18 protein-coding genes and 2 pseudogenes are annotated in these 21,571 nt (G+C 66.5%); 12 read left to right on the top strand and 8 right to left on the bottom strand.

Annotated elements, in window-relative coordinates; translation table 11 throughout:
* Window positions 1-88: 88 nt before the first annotated feature.
* From QP164_RS06360 to QP164_RS06370, 3 genes are all read left to right on the top strand, one after another.
* A complete protein-coding gene (locus QP164_RS06360) occupies window positions 89-802 on the top strand; it encodes a dihydrofolate reductase family protein (protein WP_333922574.1) in 714 nt (237 codons plus the stop codon).
* A gap of 118 nt (window positions 803-920) precedes the next feature.
* Complete coding sequence (locus tag QP164_RS06365; RefSeq protein ID WP_333922575.1) at window positions 921-1,208, top strand: peptide-methionine (S)-S-oxide reductase; 288 nt, start codon at window positions 921-923, stop codon at window positions 1,206-1,208.
* Window positions 1,202-1,402, top strand: a complete 201-nt coding sequence (locus QP164_RS06370; protein ID WP_333922576.1) for a hypothetical protein — start codon at window positions 1,202-1,204, stop codon at window positions 1,400-1,402. The genes QP164_RS06365 and QP164_RS06370 overlap by 7 nt, the downstream gene beginning before the upstream one ends.
* A gap of 42 nt (window positions 1,403-1,444) precedes the next feature.
* On the opposite strand, the pseudogene QP164_RS06375 reads toward QP164_RS06370, so the two are convergent.
* Window positions 1,445-1,836: pseudogene (locus QP164_RS06375) on the bottom strand (MerC domain-containing protein).
* 527 nt (window positions 1,837-2,363) lie between these two features.
* On the opposite strand from QP164_RS06375, the pseudogene QP164_RS19790 reads away from it, so the two are divergent.
* From QP164_RS19790 to QP164_RS06395, 3 genes and pseudogenes are all read left to right on the top strand, one after another.
* Window positions 2,364-3,877 (top strand): annotated as a pseudogene (locus QP164_RS19790) (alkaline phosphatase D family protein).
* A gap of 85 nt (window positions 3,878-3,962) precedes the next feature.
* Complete coding sequence (locus QP164_RS06390) at window positions 3,963-4,211, top strand: hypothetical protein (protein WP_333922580.1); 249 nt, start codon at window positions 3,963-3,965, stop codon at window positions 4,209-4,211.
* 104 nt (window positions 4,212-4,315) lie between these two features.
* Window positions 4,316-4,537: a hypothetical protein gene (locus tag QP164_RS06395; RefSeq protein ID WP_132897071.1), complete on the top strand. Its 222-nt coding sequence runs from the start codon at window positions 4,316-4,318 to the stop codon at window positions 4,535-4,537.
* Window positions 4,538-4,552: 15 nt separating this feature from the next.
* On the opposite strand, the gene QP164_RS06400 is transcribed toward QP164_RS06395, so the two are convergent.
* From QP164_RS06400 to QP164_RS06430, 7 genes are all read right to left on the bottom strand, one after another.
* A complete protein-coding gene (locus QP164_RS06400) occupies window positions 4,553-5,341 on the bottom strand; it encodes a SirB1 family protein (RefSeq protein ID WP_333922581.1) in 789 nt (262 codons plus the stop codon).
* Window positions 5,342-5,524: 183 nt separating this feature from the next.
* Complete coding sequence (locus QP164_RS06405; RefSeq protein ID WP_333922582.1) at window positions 5,525-7,930, bottom strand: ABC transporter permease; 2,406 nt, start codon at window positions 7,928-7,930, stop codon at window positions 5,525-5,527.
* 10 nt (window positions 7,931-7,940) lie between these two features.
* A complete protein-coding gene (locus tag QP164_RS06410; protein WP_333922583.1) occupies window positions 7,941-10,358 on the bottom strand; it encodes an ABC transporter permease in 2,418 nt (805 codons plus the stop codon).
* Between the two features lie 10 nt (window positions 10,359-10,368).
* Window positions 10,369-10,497 carry a hypothetical protein gene (locus QP164_RS06415; protein WP_333922584.1) on the bottom strand — a complete coding sequence of 43 codons (129 nt, stop codon included), beginning with the start codon at window positions 10,495-10,497 and terminating at the stop codon, window positions 10,369-10,371.
* Window positions 10,497-11,177: an ABC transporter ATP-binding protein gene (locus tag QP164_RS06420; RefSeq protein WP_132741823.1), complete on the bottom strand. Its 681-nt coding sequence runs from the start codon at window positions 11,175-11,177 to the stop codon at window positions 10,497-10,499. Before QP164_RS06420 ends, QP164_RS06415 begins: the two co-directional genes overlap by 1 nt.
* An 8-nt stretch (window positions 11,178-11,185) precedes the next feature.
* The gene (locus QP164_RS06425) at window positions 11,186-11,395 is read right to left on the bottom strand and encodes a hypothetical protein (protein ID WP_333922585.1); all 210 of its coding nucleotides are present in this window, start codon (window positions 11,393-11,395) and stop codon (window positions 11,186-11,188) included.
* A 53-nt stretch (window positions 11,396-11,448) separates the two neighbouring features.
* Window positions 11,449-12,432, bottom strand: coding sequence for an HlyD family secretion protein (locus tag QP164_RS06430; protein WP_333922586.1), 984 nt, complete (start codon window positions 12,430-12,432; stop codon window positions 11,449-11,451).
* A 162-nt stretch (window positions 12,433-12,594) separates the two neighbouring features.
* On the opposite strand from QP164_RS06430, the gene QP164_RS06435 reads away from it, so the two are divergent.
* The 6 genes from QP164_RS06435 (at window position 12,595) to QP164_RS06460 (ending at window position 21,568) form a co-directional block, all read left to right on the top strand.
* Window positions 12,595-13,515 (top strand): response regulator, encoded by a 921-nt coding sequence (locus QP164_RS06435; RefSeq protein ID WP_333922587.1) that lies wholly within the window; start codon window positions 12,595-12,597, stop codon window positions 13,513-13,515.
* Window positions 13,458-13,808: a helix-turn-helix domain-containing protein gene (locus QP164_RS06440; protein ID WP_333922588.1), complete on the top strand. Its 351-nt coding sequence runs from the start codon at window positions 13,458-13,460 to the stop codon at window positions 13,806-13,808. The genes QP164_RS06435 and QP164_RS06440 overlap by 58 nt, the downstream gene beginning before the upstream one ends.
* Window positions 13,798-14,994, top strand: a complete 1,197-nt coding sequence (locus QP164_RS06445) for a sensor histidine kinase (protein ID WP_333922589.1) — start codon at window positions 13,798-13,800, stop codon at window positions 14,992-14,994. The genes QP164_RS06440 and QP164_RS06445 overlap by 11 nt, the downstream gene beginning before the upstream one ends.
* A 142-nt stretch (window positions 14,995-15,136) precedes the next feature.
* A complete protein-coding gene (locus QP164_RS06450; protein ID WP_333922590.1) occupies window positions 15,137-16,690 on the top strand; it encodes an aldehyde dehydrogenase (NADP(+)) in 1,554 nt (517 codons plus the stop codon).
* 273 nt (window positions 16,691-16,963) lie between these two features.
* Window positions 16,964-20,092 (top strand): PAS domain-containing protein, encoded by a 3,129-nt coding sequence (locus tag QP164_RS06455; protein ID WP_333922591.1) that lies wholly within the window; start codon window positions 16,964-16,966, stop codon window positions 20,090-20,092.
* Between the two features lie 129 nt (window positions 20,093-20,221).
* Window positions 20,222-21,568 carry an ABC1 kinase family protein gene (locus QP164_RS06460; RefSeq protein WP_333922592.1) on the top strand — a complete coding sequence of 449 codons (1,347 nt, stop codon included), beginning with the start codon at window positions 20,222-20,224 and terminating at the stop codon, window positions 21,566-21,568.
* Window positions 21,569-21,571 lie beyond the last annotated feature (3 nt).

Below are 21,571 nucleotides of genomic sequence, written 5' to 3' on the forward strand. Positions count from 1 at the left end.
ATGGCGCTATAACGCGCTGACAATAATGGGTATCTCCAGCGTCGAGTATCACACGACCGGCGCTTCAACGTCGTAGCGGAGTTCGCACATGCCTGATCGCCTTCACGTCATTTGCCTGATGTCATCATCCCTCGACGGCGGTCTCCACGCCAGTCGGTGTACCAAGAGCCCCGACGGCACGTCGAAGGACTGGGCCCTGCTCTACGAGGCTCTGCACGATCGGTTGGCGGGAGATGCCTGGCTCGTCGGGCGCGCGACGATGGCGGAAATGGCGAAGGGTGAGGCTACCCGGCCTGCGGCCGTCCCGACGGTCCAGCGGTCACGGCATTTCGCAAAGGGGATTGCCAAGCCGTTCGCGTTCACAGTCGATACGCGCGGCGAACTGCACTTCGGTGAGCCGAAGATAGCCGGCGACGACGTCGTGGTGCTGCTCGGCAAAGACGTCTCGGACACGCATCTCGCGGAACTGGCAGCCAGCGGCGTTTCTTACATCGTCTCTGCTGAAGAGCAGGTCGATCTTAAGGCAGCGCTTCGCGTCCTGCGCGATGATCTTGGCGTTACGCGATTGCTGGTGGAGGGCGGTGCCGCAATCGTCGGCAGCTTTCTGGCGGAGGGTCTGGTCGACGAATTGAACGTCATCGTCACGCCAACGCTGGACGCGCGTGCGAATATGCAGACATTCGTCTCATACGGTCGAGACGGACTTGCCGGCAAAACCAGTCTGTCGTTGAAAAGCTGCGATCGCCTCGATCACGGCGCCGTCCTGTTATGTTACGACGTCCGTTCGGTTGACGGGCGCTAGGCTCGGACGTTTCATCACCATGGCGCGCCGGCTGGGGACAGCGGTCATACTCTCCGGGCGGTCTGCCGCTGACCGCCCGGCGTAACATGGCGTCGCAACCAGCGTTGGGGAATTGGCAATGCAAAAAATCGGCTTTGGCGGTGGCTGCCACTGGTGCACCGAAGGGGTATTCCAAGCGTTGCTCGGCGTCGTCGAGGTTGAGCAGGGCTTCATTCAGTCTGACGCCCCGTGGGATGCTTGGTCAGAAGGTGTGCTGGTCCATTTCGACCCTGCGATCATCGATCTCGGAACACTCGCCGAGGTCCACCTGAGGACGCATTCGGCGAACGGAACCTACTCCCCGGCGGACGGTATCGCAGCGCTATCTACGTTTTCGACGCGCATCAGCGTCAGACAGCGGTGCTGATGATTGACCATATCGCGACCGAGTCCGGAGCGCCGGCACGGACGATGGTGCTCCCGTTCGTCGCCTTCAAACCGTCCGAGGCGCGCTACCAGAATTACTACCGCAGCAACCCGGACCGGCCCTTTTGCCGCCGCTATATCGATCCCAAACTGGATTATATCCGGCGCAATTTCGCGGCCATCGCGCGGCCTTGAGAGGCGGGATATCGTACCGAGCGCGTATTGCGCATCGTGCCGTCAGGCGGTGCAGGAGGAATGCCGCAGACGCAGGTTTATGATGTGCGCCGTAGCAACCAGGACGCTACCGGCAACGGTCATGGCGATCTCGGCCGCTCCCTCCTGCAGCGCAAATGCGCCGATCGTCATCAGCACGATCCCGATCAGCCCGAGACCTAGCGGCAACGGGGCCTTGTGGCTGACGTTTCCACCTAGCAGAGCGACCACCGCGACCGGTGCCGCGAACAGCAGCACCCAGCGATGAAAGCTTTCGAGATCGCGATGATCGCGGACAATGACGGTGCCGCAGCCAGGAGCAACGGCAGTGCCAGACAATGGATCATGCACGCCGCCGATCCCGTCACCGCCACCCGATCGAGCCAGTCTACACCGTAGATACGCGCACTCTTCATCTTGCCGACCTCACATACTTTAGGTTATGATACATCATCTCCTATATTGGGTAAAACACCGATGCACCATATGCGGTCGCAAGAAAGCTTCGACGTTGTTCGGACCAAAATATCGGATCCAGAGTCTCCACGAAGGGCTCCCGCTGCGGAGGCGCGGTGGCTTCGCGCGTTGGACTGTCCTCGAACATCAGACCCGTAATGGCGGGAAAACGGCCCCATGCAACGCAGCTGACACATTCGCGATCCATGATCGACACGTGTCAGCCGGGCTCATCTGTGGTCCGAGGCAGCAGGATGCTCACCCTATGACGCGTTTGATGGTGTCAGCGATGCAAGGCGACCCGGCGTTCACCGCCGATCTCGCCGCGGCCCGACACGAGATCGCGGCGCTCCGACAGGACGGCGGCGCGGCGAAACCCGACACGGTATTCTGCATACCCAACCTCTCTACTGACGGGACATCCATGACCGACACTAGCTCGCGCCTGCTTCTCGATCGCCGCACCCTGATCGGTGCCGCCGCAGCGATGATCGGCGCACCGGCGATCCTGCACGCACAACAGCTGTTCGGCGCCTACCCGTTTCGCCTGGGCATCGCGGCGGGCGATCCGGTCGCGGACGGCTTCGTCATCTGGACGCGGCTCGCCCCCGATCCGCTGGCCGAGCATGGCGGCATGCCGATGCAGCCGGTCGAGGTCGCGTGGCAGGTCGCGACCGATCCGCGCTTCGCGACGTTGGTCGCCGGCGGCAAGGCGCTGGCACGTCCAGAACTCGCGCATTCGGTCCATGTCGAGGTCGAAGGCCTACTGCCCGATCGCCCCTATTGGTACCGGTTCAGCGTCGGCAGCGAGCGCTCGCCGGCAGGATGTGCCCGGACACTGCCGATCGCCGGCGCGTCGCTCGAGCGGCTTCGCTTCGCGGTCGCCGGGTGCCAGAACTACGAGGATGGGCTCTATACCGCCTATCGCCACCTCGCAGCGGAGGAACCGGCGTTCGTCTTCCACTATGGTGACTATATCTACGAAGGCCGAAGCGCGCCGATGCCGGTCGGGTATGACGGCAAGCCGCGACGGTTCGTTCGCGAGCATGCCGGGCAGAAGCTGTTCGACCTCGCCGATTATCGCCGCCGTTACGCCCAGTACAAGACCGACCCGGACCTCCAGGCGGCGCATGCGGCGGCGGCGTGGTTCGTGACGTTCGACGATCACGAAATCGAGAACAACTGGGTCGGCGAGATCGACCAGGAGAATGATCCGCCCGAAGTGTTCGCGCTGCGCCGGGCTGAGGCGTTCCAGGCGTATTACGAGCACATGCCGCTGCGCCGTTCGGCGTTTCCGGGACCGGCCGGCATGCAGATCTACCGTCGCGCGACGATCGGCAATTTGCTCGACCTGCACCTGCTCGACACCCGGCAATTTCGGACCGATCAGCCCTGCGACGATGGCTTCAAGACGCGTTGCAAGGGGTGGGCGGATCCGGCGGCGCAGGTCATGGGACGCGCGCAGGAAGCGTGGCTGGCGACCGCGCTGAAGCAAAAAAGGCGCGCTGGAACGCGCTGGCGCAGCAGGTGATGATGATGCCGCTCGACCGTCGCACCGGTGACGAGCCCACGCCGATCCGCAATATGGACAGCTGGGGCGGCTACGACGCGCCGCGCGAACGCGTGCTGAAGATGGTCGAAGGACTCGGCAACACCGTCGTCCTGACCGGCGACGAGCATCAGAACTATGCAGGCGTGCTACGTACCGAGGCTGGCCAGGGGGACGCAGTCGCCGTCGAGTTCGTCGGCACGTCGATCACCTCGGGCGGCGATGGCGCGGACCGCCGCGTCGGAGAGGACCGCATCCGAGACCGCAACCCGTTCCTCGCCTGGACCAATGACCGGCGCGGTTACCTGCTCTGCGAGGTGACCGCCGACCAGTGGAAGACCGAGTTCCGCACCGTCGACAGCGTCACACGTCCCGATGCGCCGGTGAAGACGGCCGGCACCGCGATCATCGAACACGGCCTCGCGGCGGTGACGATGACCGCCTCCGCCTGAAACCCGCGCGTATTGCGCCACGTCAATTTAAGTTTGCGACGACGATGCTAAACACCCTTTTGGACTGTGGCCTGGGGGGAATGACATGGGTATCCCGTGGAACGAGTTGGCGACGCTGATCCGGGTCACCGACCGTACGACTGAAACGGCGGCGAGCCGCGAGATGGTGCAGCAAGGCCCGCTGCACCACGTGGTGGAGACGGTTGCCGCAATGCCGCCGGACGCGCGTCGCGGCCTGTCGGTATCATTACCCGATCGTCGCGTCCCGCCGCATACGTTCGACCGCCACGCGATCGACGCTCTCATCATCGATCTGCGCCGCACGCGACCGTGACACGTCGACGAACTTGTGCAAATTGATGCCGATTCGACAACATCGGCGTTGCGAGGTGGCTGCGCCCGCCTAGCGCGTAACGCCGCACCCAAGAGAACCTGTCCATGACTCCAACTGTCATCACGCCCAGCGGCCCCGGCGCTATGGAAGCCGGCTTGGTCCTCGACGAGGAAGGCAGCCGCTTCGTCGTGCTCACGTTCAAGGAGCCGAACGGCGAGCCGACGCTCGTCACCTTTACGGTCCCGGTTTTCCAGAACTATGTCGAGCATCTGGTGCGGACCGCCAAGGCCGCCAAAGAGGATGCGAACTGGGGTATTCCCGGTTGAACCCTGACGCGGCTCTCACGTCTGCAAGGACGCCAATATGCTGGAGACCTTTGCGCGCAGTTCCGGCTCGCGTGTGATCTCCAGCATGGCACTCAGACTCTTGCGAGTGCCGGCGACGTCGCCGCCGATGAGTTCGAGACGCGCCCGCTCCCACCAGGCATGACCGGAGTCGGGCGCTACGAGAGTCATACGGTGGTAGAGGGTGAGCGCACGGCGCCCCTCCCCTGCCGCTTCCGCCCGCGTCGCCTCGTTCAGCAACAGGCGGACCAGAATCGCCCGGTTCGACATGGTGGCAACGTGGCTGGCCGCAGCGATCCGCCCGGGATCCATCGTTTGTAACAGTACGACGAGTTGATCGCGATCGACGGCCTCGCCTCCGCGAAACGGATCGATCATGACCGGAACCGCTTCTTCGCCGAGCAACACGAGCACATGGCCCGGAACGTCGAGCATGTTCGCCGTCCAACCCAGCCGTCGCGCCGCCGCGACGTAGAGGATCGACAGGCTCACCGGCAGCCCCCGCCGGCGTTCGATAACGCGGATCATGTCGGTATTGGCGGGATCATCATACGTCGTTCGATCGCCGACAAAACCGAATTCGTCGCCAAGGACATTGGCGAGAAGCCGGGCCTGCGACTTGGCGTCACGCGCCTCGCCGCCGATTGCGGCCAGCCTGCCCGCGATCGACTGAAACACATTCAGCACGCGATCGGGATCGACATTGGGATGATCGGGCATCGCCAACGCCAGCGCCGCCTCGTCGAGAACGACGTCGTCGTCATCGATAAGGCCGAGACGGATCAAATCATCATGCATCCCGACAACATGGTAGCGCCGCCACCGTCCGCAACGCGTCCGGCATCATGAAACGAATATCTCTTCGCACGGCGTCGTCCGCACCGTGCAGATTCGTTGGACGAATAGTGTAAAACGTCATGATCCTCGGGTGCGTGGAACGGTTGCGAACTACGGAGCGCCGCGTCGGAGCTATTCGTACCGCAAGGCGCGCGCAGGCTCGCTGCGCGCGACCCGCCATGCCTGACCAAAGATCGTTGCCGTCGCGATACTCCCGGCAAACACGATCGCCCCCACGAATAGCCAGGGGGATAGCGCGACCCGATCGTCGAACCCGGCCAACCAGCGGGTCATCGCAAGGTATGACACCGGTATTGCAATCACTCCCGCAACGAAGACCGGAACTAGGAACTGCGCGATCAGCAGCGTCAGGACGTCGCCGGTCGAGGCCCCGAGCGTCTTGCGGATACCGATCTCCTTGATCCTCCGCGCGGTGTCGAATGCGGCTAGGCCATAGAGACCGATACAGCCGATCACGACGGCGAGCACTGCTCCGATCATGAACAGGTGCGACCGTTGCGCATCGGCGCGGTAATAGGTGTCGTATAATTGTCGATCCACCGGCAACGCGACAAAGGGTATGGCCGGCGCGATCCGCCGCCAGAGCGTCTCCATTGCAGCCGTCAACTGGCGACCATCGCCGGCATGACGGACGGCTAAGACGGGGTTCGAAAGGGTCTGATCGCGTTGGTAATAGGCTTGCGGTTCGACCGGATCGCGGGGTGATTTGAACCGCATGTCATCAATGACCCCGACGACGGTGGCGCTATTTCCCGTGCCCGCGTTGCTGGCGTCGCGGACGGTACGGCCGATCGCCGCCTGCGGGGTGGCGAAACCCAGCATTCGCACCGCGGTCCGGTTCAGCACGATCGCGCTGGCACCGGGTGCCTTGCGTAGCGCGTCGTCACCGCGATAGCGGTGCGCATCGAGAAATCGTCCGGCGAGCAGATGCGCGCCATAGGTCGCAAAGAACCCCTGCGCGACGTCGGCACGCACGATCATCGGCTCCGTGCCGGTTGCACCCTCGCGGTGCATCGCCGCGATCCCGAAGCTGCCACCGGTCGGTGCCACCGCCGATTGTGCCACCGCCATGACACCGGGTAGTCGCGCAACCGCGGCCATGAACGCCCGCCGCTGACTATCGTCGATGGCCTGGTCCCCGAACATGCGTAGAGCGATCAGCCCTTCACGATCGAACCCGACGTCCGAAGCCTGGAGATGGTGCGTCTGGGCTACCAGCACCGCGGTACCGATCATCAACCCGATCGCGACTCCGAATTGGCCGACGACCATCGCGCGACGCAGCAGCGTTCCGGCACGGTGGCCACCCGGCGAACGGACCGACGCAAGCACCGCCGCCGGCTGGAACCCCGCCAGGATGAACGCGGGGTAGATGCCGGCGACCAGGCCGACCGCGAGGATCAGCAGCATAAGCGGCGGCACGATCGATCCCGTGCCGATATACGTCATCGACAGCGTCGTACCGCCAGCGACATTGACCAGCGGCAACGCCAGTTCGGCAAGTGCCAGCCCGATCAGCCCAGCCATTGCCGCGGTCACCATCGCCTCGCCGACGAACTGCGCGACGAGCTCTTGGCTGGTCGCACCGACAACCTTGCGGATTGCGACTTCGCGCGCCCGCAACCCAGCGCGCGCGGTCGCGAGGTTCACATAGTTCACGATTGCAATCAGCAGCGCGAGGACGCCGACTGACCCCAAGGCACCGACGACGATCCGGTCGGTCGGGTTCGCCAGATGAACATCGGCCACCGGTACCAAGCTCTGCTTCAGCACGTCGCGCGGCAGGTCCGCGAAATTGAGACCGGGATGGCGGCGCAGGAATGCCGGAAACATCGCGGCCCTTCGCGCCCCGTCCTGTGCATCGGCAAAGCGGAGGAAGGTGACTACGCCCGACCCGCCTGCCAAGCCGACATCCACGCTCGGCAAGGCGACATAAATGGAGTGGCGGTACGTCATCGCAGCCGGCGGTTCGGCGATCACCGCTCCGACCTGAAACGGCGTCGCCTTGCCATCGATTATCAGCATCAGCGTGCGTCCGATCGCAGGTCCCTTGCCGAAGTAGGTTTCGGCGATCCGCTGCGTGACCACCGCGCCATCGGGGGTCGCGAGTGTTGCATGGGGGTTTCCGGTGATCGCTGACAGGGGAAACAGCGTAAAATACGCCGGGTCTACGCGGGCCACCTTCTCCTTGGTGAGCATAGTGCCGTTCTGCACCGGCATCGAGTCCTCCAGCAACCGCGCGCCGTCGACCTCTGGCCAGTCGCTCTCGATTTGGCGGAGCAGCGGCATCGGCGAGGGAATGGCCATTTCCGGAGACCCTGGAAACTGCATCGTCTGCTTGACGACACGGACCCGCTCCCATCCCGGCAACGCGCGGTCGTAGCCGGTCTCGAAGCGGACGAAGAGGAACAGCACCAGGAACACCGCGATGCCGAGCGCGAGCCCGCCGATGTTGAGCACCGCATATAGTCGATGCCGGGTGAGCGACCGGTACAGCGTCAGGAAGGCTGAGGACATCGATCGGCCCCTATTCGTGACGCAGCGCGCGCGCGGGCTCGGCACGGGCGACGCGCCAGGCCTGACCGAAGACCGTGCCGCTCGCGATCAGCACCGCGGCGAGCGAGGCGCCGACGAAGAACAGCGGCGACAGCGCGATCCGGTCGTCGAACCCGCCAAGCCAGCGCTGCATCGCGACATAAGCGAGCGGCCACGCGACGAGGTTGGCGAGGATCACGGGTCGCAGGAACTGCCCGATCAGCAGCCGCAGCACCTCGGCGGTCGAAGCGCCGAGCGTCTTGCGGATACCGATCTCCTTCACGCGCCGTGCGGTGTCGAACGCCGCCAGGCCGTAAAGCCCGATGCAACCGATCAGGACCGCCAGCACCGCGCCGATCGTGAACAGCCGCGAGCGTTGCGCATCCGCCTTGTAATAGCGCTGGTACAGATTGTCCTCGACCGAGCGCGCCTCGAACGGAACGCCGGGAACGACGCGCTTCCAGGCCGCCTCGAGCGCCGCCATCATCGTCTTCGCATCGCTGCCGGCATAGCGGACCGCTGCGAACGGCGAGAGGATATCGACGGTGTTGTAGGTGTAGGCGACCGGCGTGACGGCATCGCGCGGGCTCCTGAAGCGCAGGTCGTCGACCACGCCGATGATCGTCGCGTCCCGCTCGCCGTCATTGATCGCCTGTCCCAGTGCCGCGGCCGGCGACGCGAAGCCCAATGCGGTCACCGCGGTCCGGTTGATCACCACATTGGGCCCTGCCCGCTTGCGTTCGGCAGTCGTCAACAGGCCGCGGTCGTCGGCATGCGCGGCGTCGAACAGGCGCCCCGCGACGAGACGCGCGCCGTACACCCGGAAATAGTCGCGGCCCGTGCCGACATCCATCAACGATATCTTGCTGCCCGACACGCCGGCACGGCTGTACCCCGAGAAATTGGTCGTGCTCTGGTCGCCCGGGGCATTGTTGGCGACGGTGACGCCGACGACGCCGGGCGCCGCCGCGAGGCTGCGCAGGATCGCAGCGCGCTGTGGGGAGTCGATCCCGCCGGTCATCAGCGAGCGGACGATCATCAAGCCGTCGCGACGAAAACCGAGATCGGCGTCACGGATATGCTCGGTCTGTTTGAGCATGACCCCGGTGGCGATGGCGAATGCGATCGCGATCGCGAACTGCACGATCACCAAGGCACTCCGCAGCCTCGTGCCACTCCGCCCACCACCGGGCGCGCGCGTCGAGGCGAGCACCGCCGCCGGGCGAAACCCCGACAACACGAACGCGGGATACAGCCCCGCGACCAGTGCTATGCCCAGGACCAGCAGGACCAGCGGCAGGACGACGCCGTCCCAACCGACATAGCGGATCGCCAGCGACGTTCCGCCAAGCGCGTTGACGAACGGCAGCGCGATCTCGGCAAGCGCGAGCCCGATCAGCGCCGCCACCGCGACGGTCGCCAGCGCCTCGCCCAGGAACTGGCGGATGAGCGACCGCCGCGTGCCGCCCAGCACCTTGCGCATCGCCACCTCGCGCGCGCGCAACCCGGCACGGGCGGTGGCCAGATTGACGTAGTTCACGATCGCGATCAGCAGCGTCAGCAGCCCGACCGCCCCCAAGGTCGTGACGATCGCGCGATCGCCCGGACTATATAGATGCATCGCGGTCAGCGGTCGCAGCGACTGGAAATACTCGCCCTTTTTGAGATTGTGGTCGGCATAGGCGTGCCGGTCGAGGAACGCCGGCAGTTGCGCCTCGAACGCCCGCGCTGCCACCGCATCGGGAAACCGCAGGAACGTGGTCAGCGACGCGCTGCCCCAATGCTCCCACCATTCGTTGCCGAAGCGAGTCCGTGAGATTTGCGCGAACATCTCGCTCTTGAAGGTGACGTCGTCGGGCATGTCGCGCAGAACCGCCCCGACCTTGTAGGGATAGGTCGTCCCATCGATCGACAGTTGCAGCGTTCGGCCGATCGCCGACTGGCTCCCGAAATATTTCCGCGCTGTCTTCTGGGTGACGACCAAGCCGTTCGGATCGGCGAGCGTTGCTGCCGGATCGCCTTCGACCGCGGGAAAGCGCATGAGATCGAAGAAGTTCGGGTCGACCGTGCCCAAATCCTCGGCGGTCGCCTGCCCGCCCTGTTGCACCGTCGCCGCCATGTTCATGTAGCGCGTGCCGACCAACTGCGGATAGTCCGCCTGCAGGATCTTGAGCTCGCTGCCCATCGTGCTCGGATTGGTGTCCGCCGGGTAGCCCGGCATCACGTAGCGCTCCTCCATCACCCACAAGCGGTCCTGTTGCGGCAATACGCGGTCGTACCCGGTCTCGAATTGCACGAAGAGAAACAGGACGAGGAACGTCGCAATCCCGAGTGCGAGACCGCCGATGTTGAGCAGCGCGAACAGCCGGTGATGCGCGAGCGAACGATAGAGACTGGTGAGCGCGGACATGGCGGTTCCTTCAGGCTTCGCTTGCGGAATCGGGGCCGGGCTTGGGGCCGGACTTGGCCCCAGGCTTGGTCGCCGCGAGATGGCGGACGAGGACCACCACGAGGAGCATCAGCACGAGCATCTGGAGCGAGCGGCGCATCAGGCCGCCCGCCGTGCCGACGACAGGATGCGGCCATCGAGCATGTGCACCGTCCGCTTGGCGATATCGGCGTGCGACGGGCTGTGCGTGACCATCACGATCGTCGCGCCCTCCGCGTTCAGCTGGCCGAGGATGTCCATCACCTGTGCGCCGTTCTCGGTATCGAGGTTGCCGGTCGGCTCGTCGGCGAGGATCAGCCGCGGCTCGCCGACGATCGCGCGGGCGATCGCGGCGCGCTGTTGCTGGCCGCCCGACAATTGGTGCGGGTGATGACGCTGGCGGTGCGCGATGCCGACCCGGTCCATCGCCGCCGCAACCCGCTCCTTCTTCTCGCGCGCGGGCATCGTCCGATAGGCGAGCCCCAGCGCGACGTTCTCGGCGATCGTCAGCTCATCGATCAGGTTGAAGCTCTGGAACACGAAGCCCAGCCTGTCGCGGCGCAGCCTGGCGAGTTCGGCCTCGGGAGCGCGCGCGATATCGGCGCCTTCGAAGAGATAGCGTCCATCGGTCGGCCGGTCGATCGTGCCGATGATGTTAAGCAGCGTCGATTTTCCGCACCCCGACGGCCCCATGATCGCGACGAATTCCCCCGCCTCGACGAGCAGGTCGATACCGCCGAGCGCGGTCGTCTCGATCTCGTCCGAGGCATAGGTGCGGCTGAGGTCCTGTAGCTGGATCATATCGAATCCTATCGGATGATGAGGGTCTGGAAGGGGGTGTAGGTGCCGAGCGCGGTGGTTACGATCCGTTCGCCGGGGGCGAGGCCGGAGACGATCTCGACCTGGTCCGGATTGCGTCGGCCGGTGACGATCGCCCGCCTGACGGCCTTCTTGTCACCGTCGAGCACGAACGCGGTGGTGCCGCCCGCATCGAGCCAGCCGCCAGAGGGCGCGACCACCGCGGGCCGGTCCGCGCCGAGCACGAGGCGGACGTCGAGCGTCTGGCCGCGGTTCAGTCCCGTGGGTGCAGCCCCACGAAACCAAGCTCGACGCGAAACCGGCCTTCGGTCACCTGTGGCAGGATCTTGATGACGGACATCGGATAGCTGCGTCCGTCGATATCCGCGGTCGCCGCCAGCCCGGCCCGGACGCGTCCGAGGTAGAATTGATCGACATCGGCGGTCAGCTTCCACTGTCCTTCGGAGTCGATCTGGCCGACCGCGTCGCCGCTCTTGAGCGTCTGGCCGGGTTGCAACGTGAAGGCGGTCAGCCGTCCCGCGACCGGCGCGCGCAGCACCAGCGCGGACAGGCTCGCGCGGACCATCGCCAGGCTCTCGCGCAACTGCCGCGCGGTGGCGGCGATGCCCGAGGACTGATCCGCCAGCGTCGCGCCCACTTCCGCGGTCCCGCGATCGAGCGCCGAAACGCGCGCCTGCTGATAGCCGACATCCTCGCGCACCGGATCAATCGCGGCGCGCGTGATGATCCCCCGGTCGAACAGCACCTGCTTCTGCGCGAGCAACGTCCACGCCTTGGACAGCGCGTTGCGTGCCTCGGCCAGATCGCGTGCGCCATCCTGCCGGGTGTTCTGGACCGACAGCCGCTGGCCGCTGATCGCGCTCAATTGCCCGACGATATCGGCCGAGCGGCTGGCGACGTCGAGTTCGAGCGATGGATTGGACAGCCGCGCGAGCGGCGTGCCGGCCGCGACCATCGCGCCGTCGCTTGCGGCGAGTTCGGCGACCTGTCCGCCCGAGATCGCGGTGACGAACACGGTCCGCAACGGCGCCACCTCGGCGCGGAGTGGCACGAAATCGCGGAACGGTGCGCGCACGACGTCACCGGTACGGATCGCGGCGGCATCGACGGTCAGCGCATTGGCGCCGGGCATCAACAACCACAGCAGCACCGCCGCAGCCAGCACGGCGAGTACAAGCGCACCGCGCACGATCCGCTTGCGCCGCCGGGCGTGCGGACGCTCGATACGCCGGTCCATCGCGGCACCGGTTCCTGTAGGGGTCGTCTCCGTCATGCGGACAGTGTACGGGATCGAACGAAGCGAACCTAAACCGCTGTTATTAGTTGGCTTTCTTGAGGAAAGCGCCGGAGCGGTCACTGCTACTGTACCAACTGTCCGTTTCCGGACACTATGCCGGTCATGTCAACCGAATCGCATATCCTGGTCATTGACGACGATCCCGACATCGCCAAGGCGGCGCGGTTGTTGCTCGAGCGGCACGGGATGCGCGTGTCGACCGCGGCGAACCCGGAGGCGGCCTGGGTCTTGCTCGCGGGCGAACCGATCGACGTCATCCTGCTCGATCTGAATTTCGCGCGCGGGCGGACCACCGGCGAAGAGGGCTTCACGATGCTCGACCGGCTGATCGCCGCGGACGCGCGCGCGGTCGTGATCGTCGTCACCGGGCATAGCGGGATCGCGGTGGCAGTGCGAGCGATGCGCAGCGGCGCGACCGATTTCGTGATCAAGCCCTGGAACAACGAACGGCTGCTGACCACGGTCGAGCGCGGTCTGGCGCTGCGCCGCGCGAGGCTGGAGACCGCCGCGACACCGCCTGTCCATGACGGCATCCTGCTCGGCGAAAGCGCCGGGATCGCGCGCGCGCGCGACCTGATCGCCCGCGTCGCGCCGACCACCGCGCCGATCCTCGTCCACGGGGCTGCGGGCACCGGCAAGACGCTGATCGCCCGGCTGATCCATCAGGCCTCGCCGCATGCCCATTTGCCGCTCGTCACACTGGATGCCGAGGCGGCGGACGCCGCGGCTATCGCCGAACGCACTGCGGCCGCAGCTGGTGGGATGCTGGTGATCGACCATATCGACCGACTGCCACGTGCGTTCAACGGCGTTCTGCTGGCTGCGTTAGATGGCATTCGCGTCATAGCGACCGCGCGGCTGGATCGCATCGGGATCCGGGGGCGATCGGCGAAGACATGCTCGACCGGGTCGCCACGATCGAAATCCCGTTGTATCCGCTCGTCGATCGCGTCGGCGACGCGGTGGTGCTCGCCCGCCATTTCCTCGCGCTGTTCGCGTACCGCCATGGCAGGCCGAGCATAGCGCTCGACGAAGATGCGGCGCGCGCGATCGCCGCGGATCGCTGGCCCGACAACGTCCGCGGTCTGCGCCAGACGATCGAACGCGCGGTACTGCTCGGCAATGGCGACCTCATGCTGTCACCCGCCACCGCCGAGCCCGCGGCGTTCGCACCCGACCTGTCGCTGGCACGTAACGAAGAGTCCCTGATCACCGCAGCGCTCGAACGCCATGCCTTCAACGTCAGCCGTGCCGCCGCCCAGCTCGGTCTGACGCGCGCCGCGTTGTATCGACGGATGGCGCGCTATGGCCTCTGACCAGGCGCGCGCGATGTTGCGCGCATTGGTGATCGCCGCGGCCGGTGCAGGCGGCGCGGTTGCCGCCATGCGCGGCCTGTACGCCACCGCATTGCTTGCCGCGCTGATCACGGTCTGGATCGCCGCGCTCGACCTGGTCGATCGCGGTCCTCGACGGCCGCCGGCACCCCCGCCCCCCGCGCCCGTTTTCCCCGGAGAAGAGGAACGGCGCCGCCTGAACGCCTATCTCGATCTGTCGCCCGCACCGCTGGTCGCGCTCGACGACGGTCGGCTGCGCGTCGTCAACCGCGCCGCGCGGCGCTTGCTCGGCGCCAGCGATCTGGTCGCCGATCCACCCGAGGGGCTCGTCGCGGCGCTCTCGGAGACCCGCCCCGGCCGCACCGCGACGATCGACATCGGCCACGACGCCGACGTCCGCAGCTTCGCGCTAGCGACCGGCGATCTCGCGCTGACCGGCCGGATGACGCGGATCGGCGCGCTGATTGACATCGACGCCGAACTGAAGGCGGCCGAGGCTGCGGCGCTGCGCGACCTCGTCCAGGTGCTGAGCCACGAGATCGTCAACGCGCTTACCCCGATCGCCTCGCTCGCCGAGACCGCGGTGGCGATGCTCGACGATCCCGAGCCTGCGCTGCCCAAGATCCGCGAGGCGATCGAGACGGTCGCGCGCCGCGCCGCCAGCCTGCATCGTTTCGGCGAAAGCTACCGTACGCTCGCAAAGCTGCCCTTGCCGATCCCCGCGCGGATCCCGCTCACGGGATTTGTGAACGACCTTGCGGCGTTGTTCACGATCAGATGGCCCCACATCGCCTTCACCGCCGATCTTGAGGAGGCGCCGGCGTTTCTGCTGGCCGATCCTGATCAATTGACCGCCGCAATTTGGGCGGTGCTGCAAAACGCAGCGGAGGCGTTGGACGCCACGCCCACTCCTCACGTCACGCTGGCTATCCAGGCCCGCGTCGGCGAAACGCGCATAACCATGACGGACAACGGACCCGGTATTCCTGCTGAGAACCTGAAGGACATCTTCCGACCCTTTTTCACGACGAAACAGGCGGGCAGCGGAATAGGGCTGGCCCTCGCTCGCCAGATCGTTCGCGGCCATAATGGCGACCTTACGCTCACCCATTCCCTCGCGGGGCAAACCCAGTTTGAAGGCATCCTTCCGTCGGTCGTGGCGCCGTGATGGCAACGCCGTCGAAGCCGTTGCACCGCGATCACGCTTGGCTTGCGCTTGCGTGTTACCGCTCCCACTAATACTGCATGCGCAACGCTCGCTGGCCCCGACGTGATGATCCGGCGGGCATCGACTGACCTGGAGACTTGATATGGACGGCACCTTCCCGATCGGCGCGCGCGCCGTGAGCAGCGACGTCACCTTCCTCGCGATCGACCCGTCGACCGACGCGAAGATCGAGCCCGCCTTCGCGGTATCGAGCGAGGCCGATGTCGCCGAGGCCTGCACGCTCGCCGCAGCGGCGTTCGACGTTTTCCGCGAGATCGATCCCGAGGCTCGCGCAGTATTTCTCGAGACGATCGCCGACGAGATCGAGGCGATCCACGAGCCGCTCGTCGCGCGCGCGATCCAGGAAAGCGGCCTGCCCCGCCCGCGTCTCGAGGGTGAGCGCGGTCGTACCACCGGCCAGCTTCGCCTGTTCGCCAAGCATCTGCGCGCCGGCACCTGGGCCTCGGTCGTGATCGACGAGGCACAGCCCGACCGCAAGCCGATGCCACGGTCCGACCTCCGCCAGCGTCGGATCGCGGTCGGTCCGGTCGCGGTGTTCGGGGCGTCGAACTTCCCGCTCGCCTTCTCGGTCGCGGGCGGCGACACCGCCTCCGCGCTGGCGGCCGGTTGCCCGGTCGTGGTGAAGGGGCACCCTGCGCATCCCGGAACGTCGGTGATGGTCGGCAAGGCGATCCAGGCCGCGGTCGCCAAATGCGGCTTGCCCGAGGGCGTGTTCTCGCTGGTTCAGGGTCCGGCGAACGAGCTCGGCGCGGCGCTCGTGACCGATCCGCGGATCAAGGCGGTCGGCTTTACCGGGTCGCGTGGCGGTGGCCTCGCGCTGGTCAAGCTCGCCGCAGCGCGTCCCGAGCCGATCCCGGTCTATGCCGAGATGAGCAGCATCAACCCGGTCATCCTGTTCCCCGCCGCGCTCGCGGCGCGCGGCGAGGCGCTTGGCAAGGCGTATGTCGGGTCGCTGACGATGGGGTCGGGGCAGTTCTGCACCAACCCCGGCATCGTCGTCGCGGTCGATAGCCCCGATCTCGACGTGTTCGTCGAGGCAGCGGCTGCCGCCTTGGGTGAGGCCGCGCCGCAGGTGATGCTCACCCCGGGCATCCATGCCAGCTACGAGCAGGGCGTATCGGCGCTCGCCGGGCACGACTCGGTCGAGACGGTCGCGCGCGGCACCGAGGCCGAGGGCGCCAACCGCGGTCGCGCCGCGCTGTTCTCGACCACCGGCAAGGCGTTCGTCGCCGACCCCGCGCTGTCGCATGAAGTGTTCGGGGCAGCCTCGATCATCGTCCGTTGCGCCGATCTGGCCGAGGTTCACAGCGTTCTCGAAAAGATCGAGGGTCAGCTCACGATCACGCTGCAGATCGACGAGGGCGACTATGCCGACGCCGCCGCGCTGGTGCCGGTGCTCGAGCGCAAGGCCGGGCAGATCCTCGCAAACGGTTGGCCGACGGGTGTCGAGGTCGCGCCGGCGATGGTGCATGGCGGCCCCTTCCCGGCCACCTCGGACCCACGCACGACGTCGGTCGGCACCGCGGCGATCGAGCGCTTCCTGCGCCCGGTCTGCTACCAGGATCTGCCCGACGCACTGCTGCCCAAGGCGGTCAAGCACGGCAACCCGCTGAACCTGCCGCGCACCGAGGGCTGATCGACTCGAAGTGATAGGGAAGAGGGCGCTGCCGTACGGAAGCGCCCTCTTGGGTTCTGCCGGTGGCACGGTGTCCGCCGGAAGCTGCTGCGGCCGACGCATTCAAACGCCGTCACCCCAGCGAAAGCTGGGGTATCAAGCTTGGCGCAAGGATCGCTCGTCACGGGGATACCCCAGCTTTCGCTGGGGTGACGGGTGTCTGGATACGGCGCATGCCATCCCTAACCACGCGAATTCATTGACACGCGTGCGCCGCATACGCACTAGTCCGGCATGACAACCCCAGTCGCGTCGCGCACCATTTCCCTGCCAGACGACCTTGCAGGCTATATCGACGATCTCGCCGCCGCCGGCCACGGCGACGCCACCACGATTCTCCGCACCGCACTCGAACGGATGCGCGACGGCGAAGCGACATCGTCGAGCGAAAGCCTGATCGGTGGCGGCGAATGCGGCATGCTGGTCCGCCAGCGCGACTGGAGCGCGACCTCGCTCGGCCCGATCGACTCGTGGCCCGCCGAGCTCCGCGTCACGCTCGCCAACATCCTCAACTCGCCGGTCGCCAAGGTCGTGATGTGGGGTCCCGAGCACATCATGCTCTACAACGACAGCTACCGCGCCGTGGCCGGCGATCGCCATCCCGCCGCGCTCGGCAGCCCGGTCGCGACCGCGTTCCCCGAAGTGTGGGACTGGAACCGCGCCGTCCTCGAAGCCGGCTTCCGCGGCGAGACCGTCGCCTATCGCGATCAGCCGATCCTGTTCCAGCGCCCCGACGGCCCCGAGACGCTGACGCTCGACCTGTTCTACACGCCCGTCTACCGCCCGCATGCCGGCGTCGGCGGCGTGCTCTGCACGATGGTCGACAATACCGGCCGGGTCGAAGCCGAGCACCGTCTCGCCGCCAGCGAAGCCGAACTGCGCCGGATCACCGATGCGGTGCCCATGCTGATCTCGTACATCGACCGCGATCACGTCTATCGCCTGGCGAATGCGCAGTACGAGGAGTGGCTGGGCGCCAACCCCGAAGCCATGATCGGCAGACCCGTCCGCGACGTCCTCGGCGACGCGGTCTATCAGGATCGCCGCCCCTCATTCGACCGGGCGCTGGCCGGCGAAAGCTTCACCGCGCAGACCGTCTTTCCGCACCGCGACGGTCGCGCGCGCCGTGCCGAATTTCGTTACGTGCCACACATCGCGGCGGATGGCACGATCCCTGGCATCTACGTGCTCGGCATCGACGTCGAGGAGCGCGCCGAGCGCGAAGCGGCGATCGGCATCAGCAATGGCCGCTTCCGCACCGCGATGGACGCGGTCCACGGCGTACTCTGGACCAACAGCCCGGATGGCCGGATGATCGGCGAACAGCCCGGTTGGGCGGCGCTGACCGGCCAGTCGATCGACGAATACCAGAATTTCGGCTGGGCCGACGCGATCCACCCGGACGATGTGGCGTCGACGATCAAGGCGTGGACTGCCGCCGTCCTTAGCAAGTCGATGTTCGTTTTCGAGCACCGCGTCCGTCGGCACTGCGGGACGTGGCGCACTTTCGCGGTACGCGGCCTGCCGATGTTCGACCACGCCGGCGAAATCCTCGAATGGGTCGGCGTCCACACCGACATCACGCATCAGCGCGCTGCCGAGGCCGCCTTGCGCGAACAGGCCGAGGCGCTCGCGCGGCAAGTCCGCCACCGCGAGCGCGCCGAGGATCAGCTCCGCCAGCTCAACGAGACGCTCGAAGCGCGCGTCATCCGCGAGATCGACGAACGTCGCCAGGCCGAAGCCAAGCTCGCCCAGTCGCAGAAGATGGAGACGGTCGGCAAGCTCACCGGCGGCGTCGCACACGACTTCAACAATCTGCTCCAGGTCGTCTCGGGCAATCTCCAGCTGCTCGGCAAGAATCTCGCCGGCAACGCGCGCGCCGAACGTTGGGTCGAGAATGCAATGGCCGGCGTCTCGCGCGGGTCGAAGCTCGCCGCGCAGCTGCTCGCGTTCGGGCGTCGCCAGGCGCTCGAGCCTAAGGTCGTCAACGTCACGCGGTTCGTGCGCGGCATGGACGACATGCTCCGTCGCGCGATCGGCGAAGGCATCGAGATCGAGACCGTGGTCGGCGGTGGCCTGTGGAACACCTTCATCGACCCCGCGCAGATCGAGAACGCGCTCCTGAACCTCGCGATCAATGCGCGCGACGCGATGGAGGGCCAGGGCAAGCTGACGATCGAGCTCGGCAACGCGCACCTCGACGACAGTTATGCACAGGGTCATGACGAGGTCGAGGCAGGACAATATGTCATGCTCGCCGTGTCCGACACCGGCACCGGCATGAGCCCGGAGATCATCGAAAAGGTCTTCGAACCGTTCTTCTCGACCAAGAGCGAGGGCAAGGGCTCGGGCCTCGGCCTGTCGATGGTCTATGGCTTCGTCAAACAGTCCGGCGGCCATGTGAAGATCTATTCCGAGGTCGGCGAAGGCACCACGATCAAGCTCTACCTCCCGCGCGCGATGGAGAGCGAGGACGTCGAGGTCGTCGCCGATGCCAGCCCGATCTCCGGCGGCACCGAGACCGTATTGGTGGTCGAGGATGACGACGAGGTGCGCGGCACGGTCGTCGAGTTGCTGACCGATCTCGGCTACAGCGTGCTGAAGGCAGTCGATGCGGCCAGCGCGCTGAACGTGGTCGAGAGCGGCGTGCCGATCGATATCCTGTTCACCGACGTCGTGATGCCCGGCACGCTGAAAAGCCCCGAACTCGCGCGGAAGGCCAAGGAACGCCTGCCCGATCTCGCGGTGCTGTTCACGTCTGGCTATACCGAGAACTCGATCGTCCATGGCGGCAAGCTCGATGCGGGTCTCGAGCTATTGTCGAAGCCATACACGCGGGAAGCCCTTGCGCGGAAATTCCGCCAGGTGCTCGCCAATCGCCAGCGCTCGGGCAGCACTTCGGCGAAGGCCGCGCGCGATGCGCGGATCGAGGCCGATCGCCGGCTCGACACGCCTGCCCGGCGCACCGTGCTGCTGGTCGAGGACGACGCGCTGATCCGCGCCAACACCGCCGAGATGTTGCAGGGCAGCGGTTTCGTGGTGGTCGACGCAGCCAGCGCGGAGGACGCGATGACCGCGCTCCAGACCGTGCCGATCGACGCGCTGGTGACCGACGTAAACCTGCCGGGCGTATCCGGGCCGGACTTCGCACGGACCGCGCGGGCGTTGCGTCCGGGCGTCGGCATCGTCTTCGCGACGGGGGATACGGCGTCGGTCGCGGACGAAACCGATGCGATCATGCTGGAGAAGCCCTACGGCCTCGACGCGCTCGCGGCCGCGGTGCTGGCATCGCTCGGCGAAACGATCCTTGCGGATCCGCTGGAGGCCGCAACAGCGACGGTTCGCCTGACCGACGCAGAATAGAACGCCAGGCGATCCCGCCAGGGGAGGATCGAGATGTTATCGGTCTGCGGTGACTCACATCAATTGCGCCCTCGCTCTCCCGCCCCATATTCTGGTCGAAGGTCGCGCCCAGCGACTGAAGGATGTGATTTGACCGAAGACCGCGGCAGCAAAGCCAGCGCAGGACGCGCGATCCCCAGTGGCCGTCTCGCCCGTCTCGGGGTCTTCGGACGTCTCGCCGGTGGTGTTGCAGGCGGGGTCGTCGCCGAAGGTGCACGGCGGCTCGCCAGTGGCGAACGTCCGAGCATGGGCGACCTGCTGCTTACCCCCGCCAACGCCACGCGCGTCGCCGATCAGCTCTCGCATCTGCGCGGCGCGGCGATGAAGCTCGGCCAGATGATCTCGATGGATGCGGGCGACATGCTCCCGCCCGAACTCGCGACGATCCTCGCCAAGCTTCGCAACAATGCTCACCACATGCCGCCGCAACAGCTCGACCGCGTGCTTGCCACCGAATGGGGCAAGGACTGGCGGCGTCGGTTCGCGCATTTCCAGGCGCACCCGGTCGCCGCCGCCTCGATCGGCCAGGTTCACCGCGCGCGCCTCCCCGACGGATCCGAACTGGCGATCAAGGTCCAGTATCCCGGTGTGAAGGACAGCATCGACGCCGATGTCGACAACGTCGCCACGCTGCTCCGCGTGTCGGGGCTGTTGCCCAAGTCGCTCGACATCGCCCCGCTGCTGAACGAGGCGAAGCGCCAGCTCCACGAGGAGGCCGACTATCTCCGTGAAGCCTCGATGCTCGCGCGCTACGGCGAACTTCTGGCGGGCGAGAGCGCGTTCGTCGTGCCGTCGCTGGTCGCCGACCTGACGACACCGCGCGTGCTGGCGATGAGCTTCGTCACCGGCGTGCCCGTCGAGTCGCTTGAAACCGCCCCGCAGGCGGTGCGCGACCGGGTGATGCATGATCTGATCTCGCTAGTGCTGCGCGAGCTGTTCGACTGGCGGCTGATGCAGACCGATCCGAACTTCGCCAATTACCGCTGGCAGCCGGATACCGAAAAGCTCGTCCTGCTCGATTTCGGTGCCGCGCGCCCGCTGCCTGCCGAAACCGGCGAAGGCTATCGCCGCCTGCTCGCCGCCGCACTGGCGGGCGACCGCGATGCGGTCCGCGAGGCCGCCATCGCTGCGGGTTTCCTCGGCGAGGCGGCGGTGGTCCGGCATCGTGCTTTGGTCGACCGGATGATCGACGTGATCCTCCGCGAGCTCGCCAAGCCCGGCCCGTTCGACTTTGGCGACCGCGCGTTCGTCGGCGTGCTACGCGAGCAGGGCACCGAGATCGCGCGCGATCGCGAGACATGGCACCTTCCGCCGATCGACACGCTGTTCGTCCAGCGCAAGATCAGCGGCACGGCGTTACTGGCGGCCCGGTTGAAGGCGAAGGTCGATATCCGGACGATGGTCGCCGCCTATTGCGCCGCGCCGTCGGTCGACTGACGG

Origin of the sequence: Sphingomonas sp. LR59, from assembly GCF_036855945.1 — a bacterium.
In the GTDB taxonomy this organism is placed as follows: Bacteria; Pseudomonadota; Alphaproteobacteria; order Sphingomonadales; family Sphingomonadaceae; genus Sphingomonas.

What these genes read in the sequence shown, in the direction of transcription:
- QP164_RS06405 (WP_333922582.1), bottom strand. Translation starts at nt 7,930, where the DNA reads ATGTCCTCAGCCTTCCTGACGCTGTACCGGTCGCTCACCCGGCATCGA.
- QP164_RS06445 (WP_333922589.1), top strand. Translation starts at nt 13,798, where the DNA reads ATGGCCTCTGACCAGGCGCGCGCGATGTTGCGCGCATTGGTGATCGCC.
- QP164_RS06430 (WP_333922586.1), bottom strand. Translation starts at nt 12,432, where the DNA reads ATGGACCGGCGTATCGAGCGTCCGCACGCCCGGCGGCGCAAGCGGATC.
- QP164_RS06420 (WP_132741823.1), bottom strand. Translation starts at nt 11,177, where the DNA reads ATGATCCAGCTACAGGACCTCAGCCGCACCTATGCCTCGGACGAGATC.
- QP164_RS06435 (WP_333922587.1), top strand. Translation starts at nt 12,595, where the DNA reads ATGTCAACCGAATCGCATATCCTGGTCATTGACGACGATCCCGACATC.
- QP164_RS06415 (WP_333922584.1), bottom strand. Translation starts at nt 10,497, where the DNA reads ATGCGCCGCTCGCTCCAGATGCTCGTGCTGATGCTCCTCGTGGTGGTC.
- QP164_RS06395 (WP_132897071.1), top strand. Translation starts at nt 4,316, where the DNA reads ATGACTCCAACTGTCATCACGCCCAGCGGCCCCGGCGCTATGGAAGCC.
- QP164_RS06390 (WP_333922580.1), top strand. Translation starts at nt 3,963, where the DNA reads ATGGGTATCCCGTGGAACGAGTTGGCGACGCTGATCCGGGTCACCGAC.
- QP164_RS06410 (WP_333922583.1), bottom strand. Translation starts at nt 10,358, where the DNA reads ATGTCCGCGCTCACCAGTCTCTATCGTTCGCTCGCGCATCACCGGCTG.
- QP164_RS06450 (WP_333922590.1), top strand. Translation starts at nt 15,137, where the DNA reads ATGGACGGCACCTTCCCGATCGGCGCGCGCGCCGTGAGCAGCGACGTC.
- QP164_RS06365 (WP_333922575.1), top strand. Translation starts at nt 921, where the DNA reads ATGCAAAAAATCGGCTTTGGCGGTGGCTGCCACTGGTGCACCGAAGGG.
- QP164_RS06360 (WP_333922574.1), top strand. Translation starts at nt 89, where the DNA reads ATGCCTGATCGCCTTCACGTCATTTGCCTGATGTCATCATCCCTCGAC.
- QP164_RS06455 (WP_333922591.1), top strand. Translation starts at nt 16,964, where the DNA reads ATGACAACCCCAGTCGCGTCGCGCACCATTTCCCTGCCAGACGACCTT.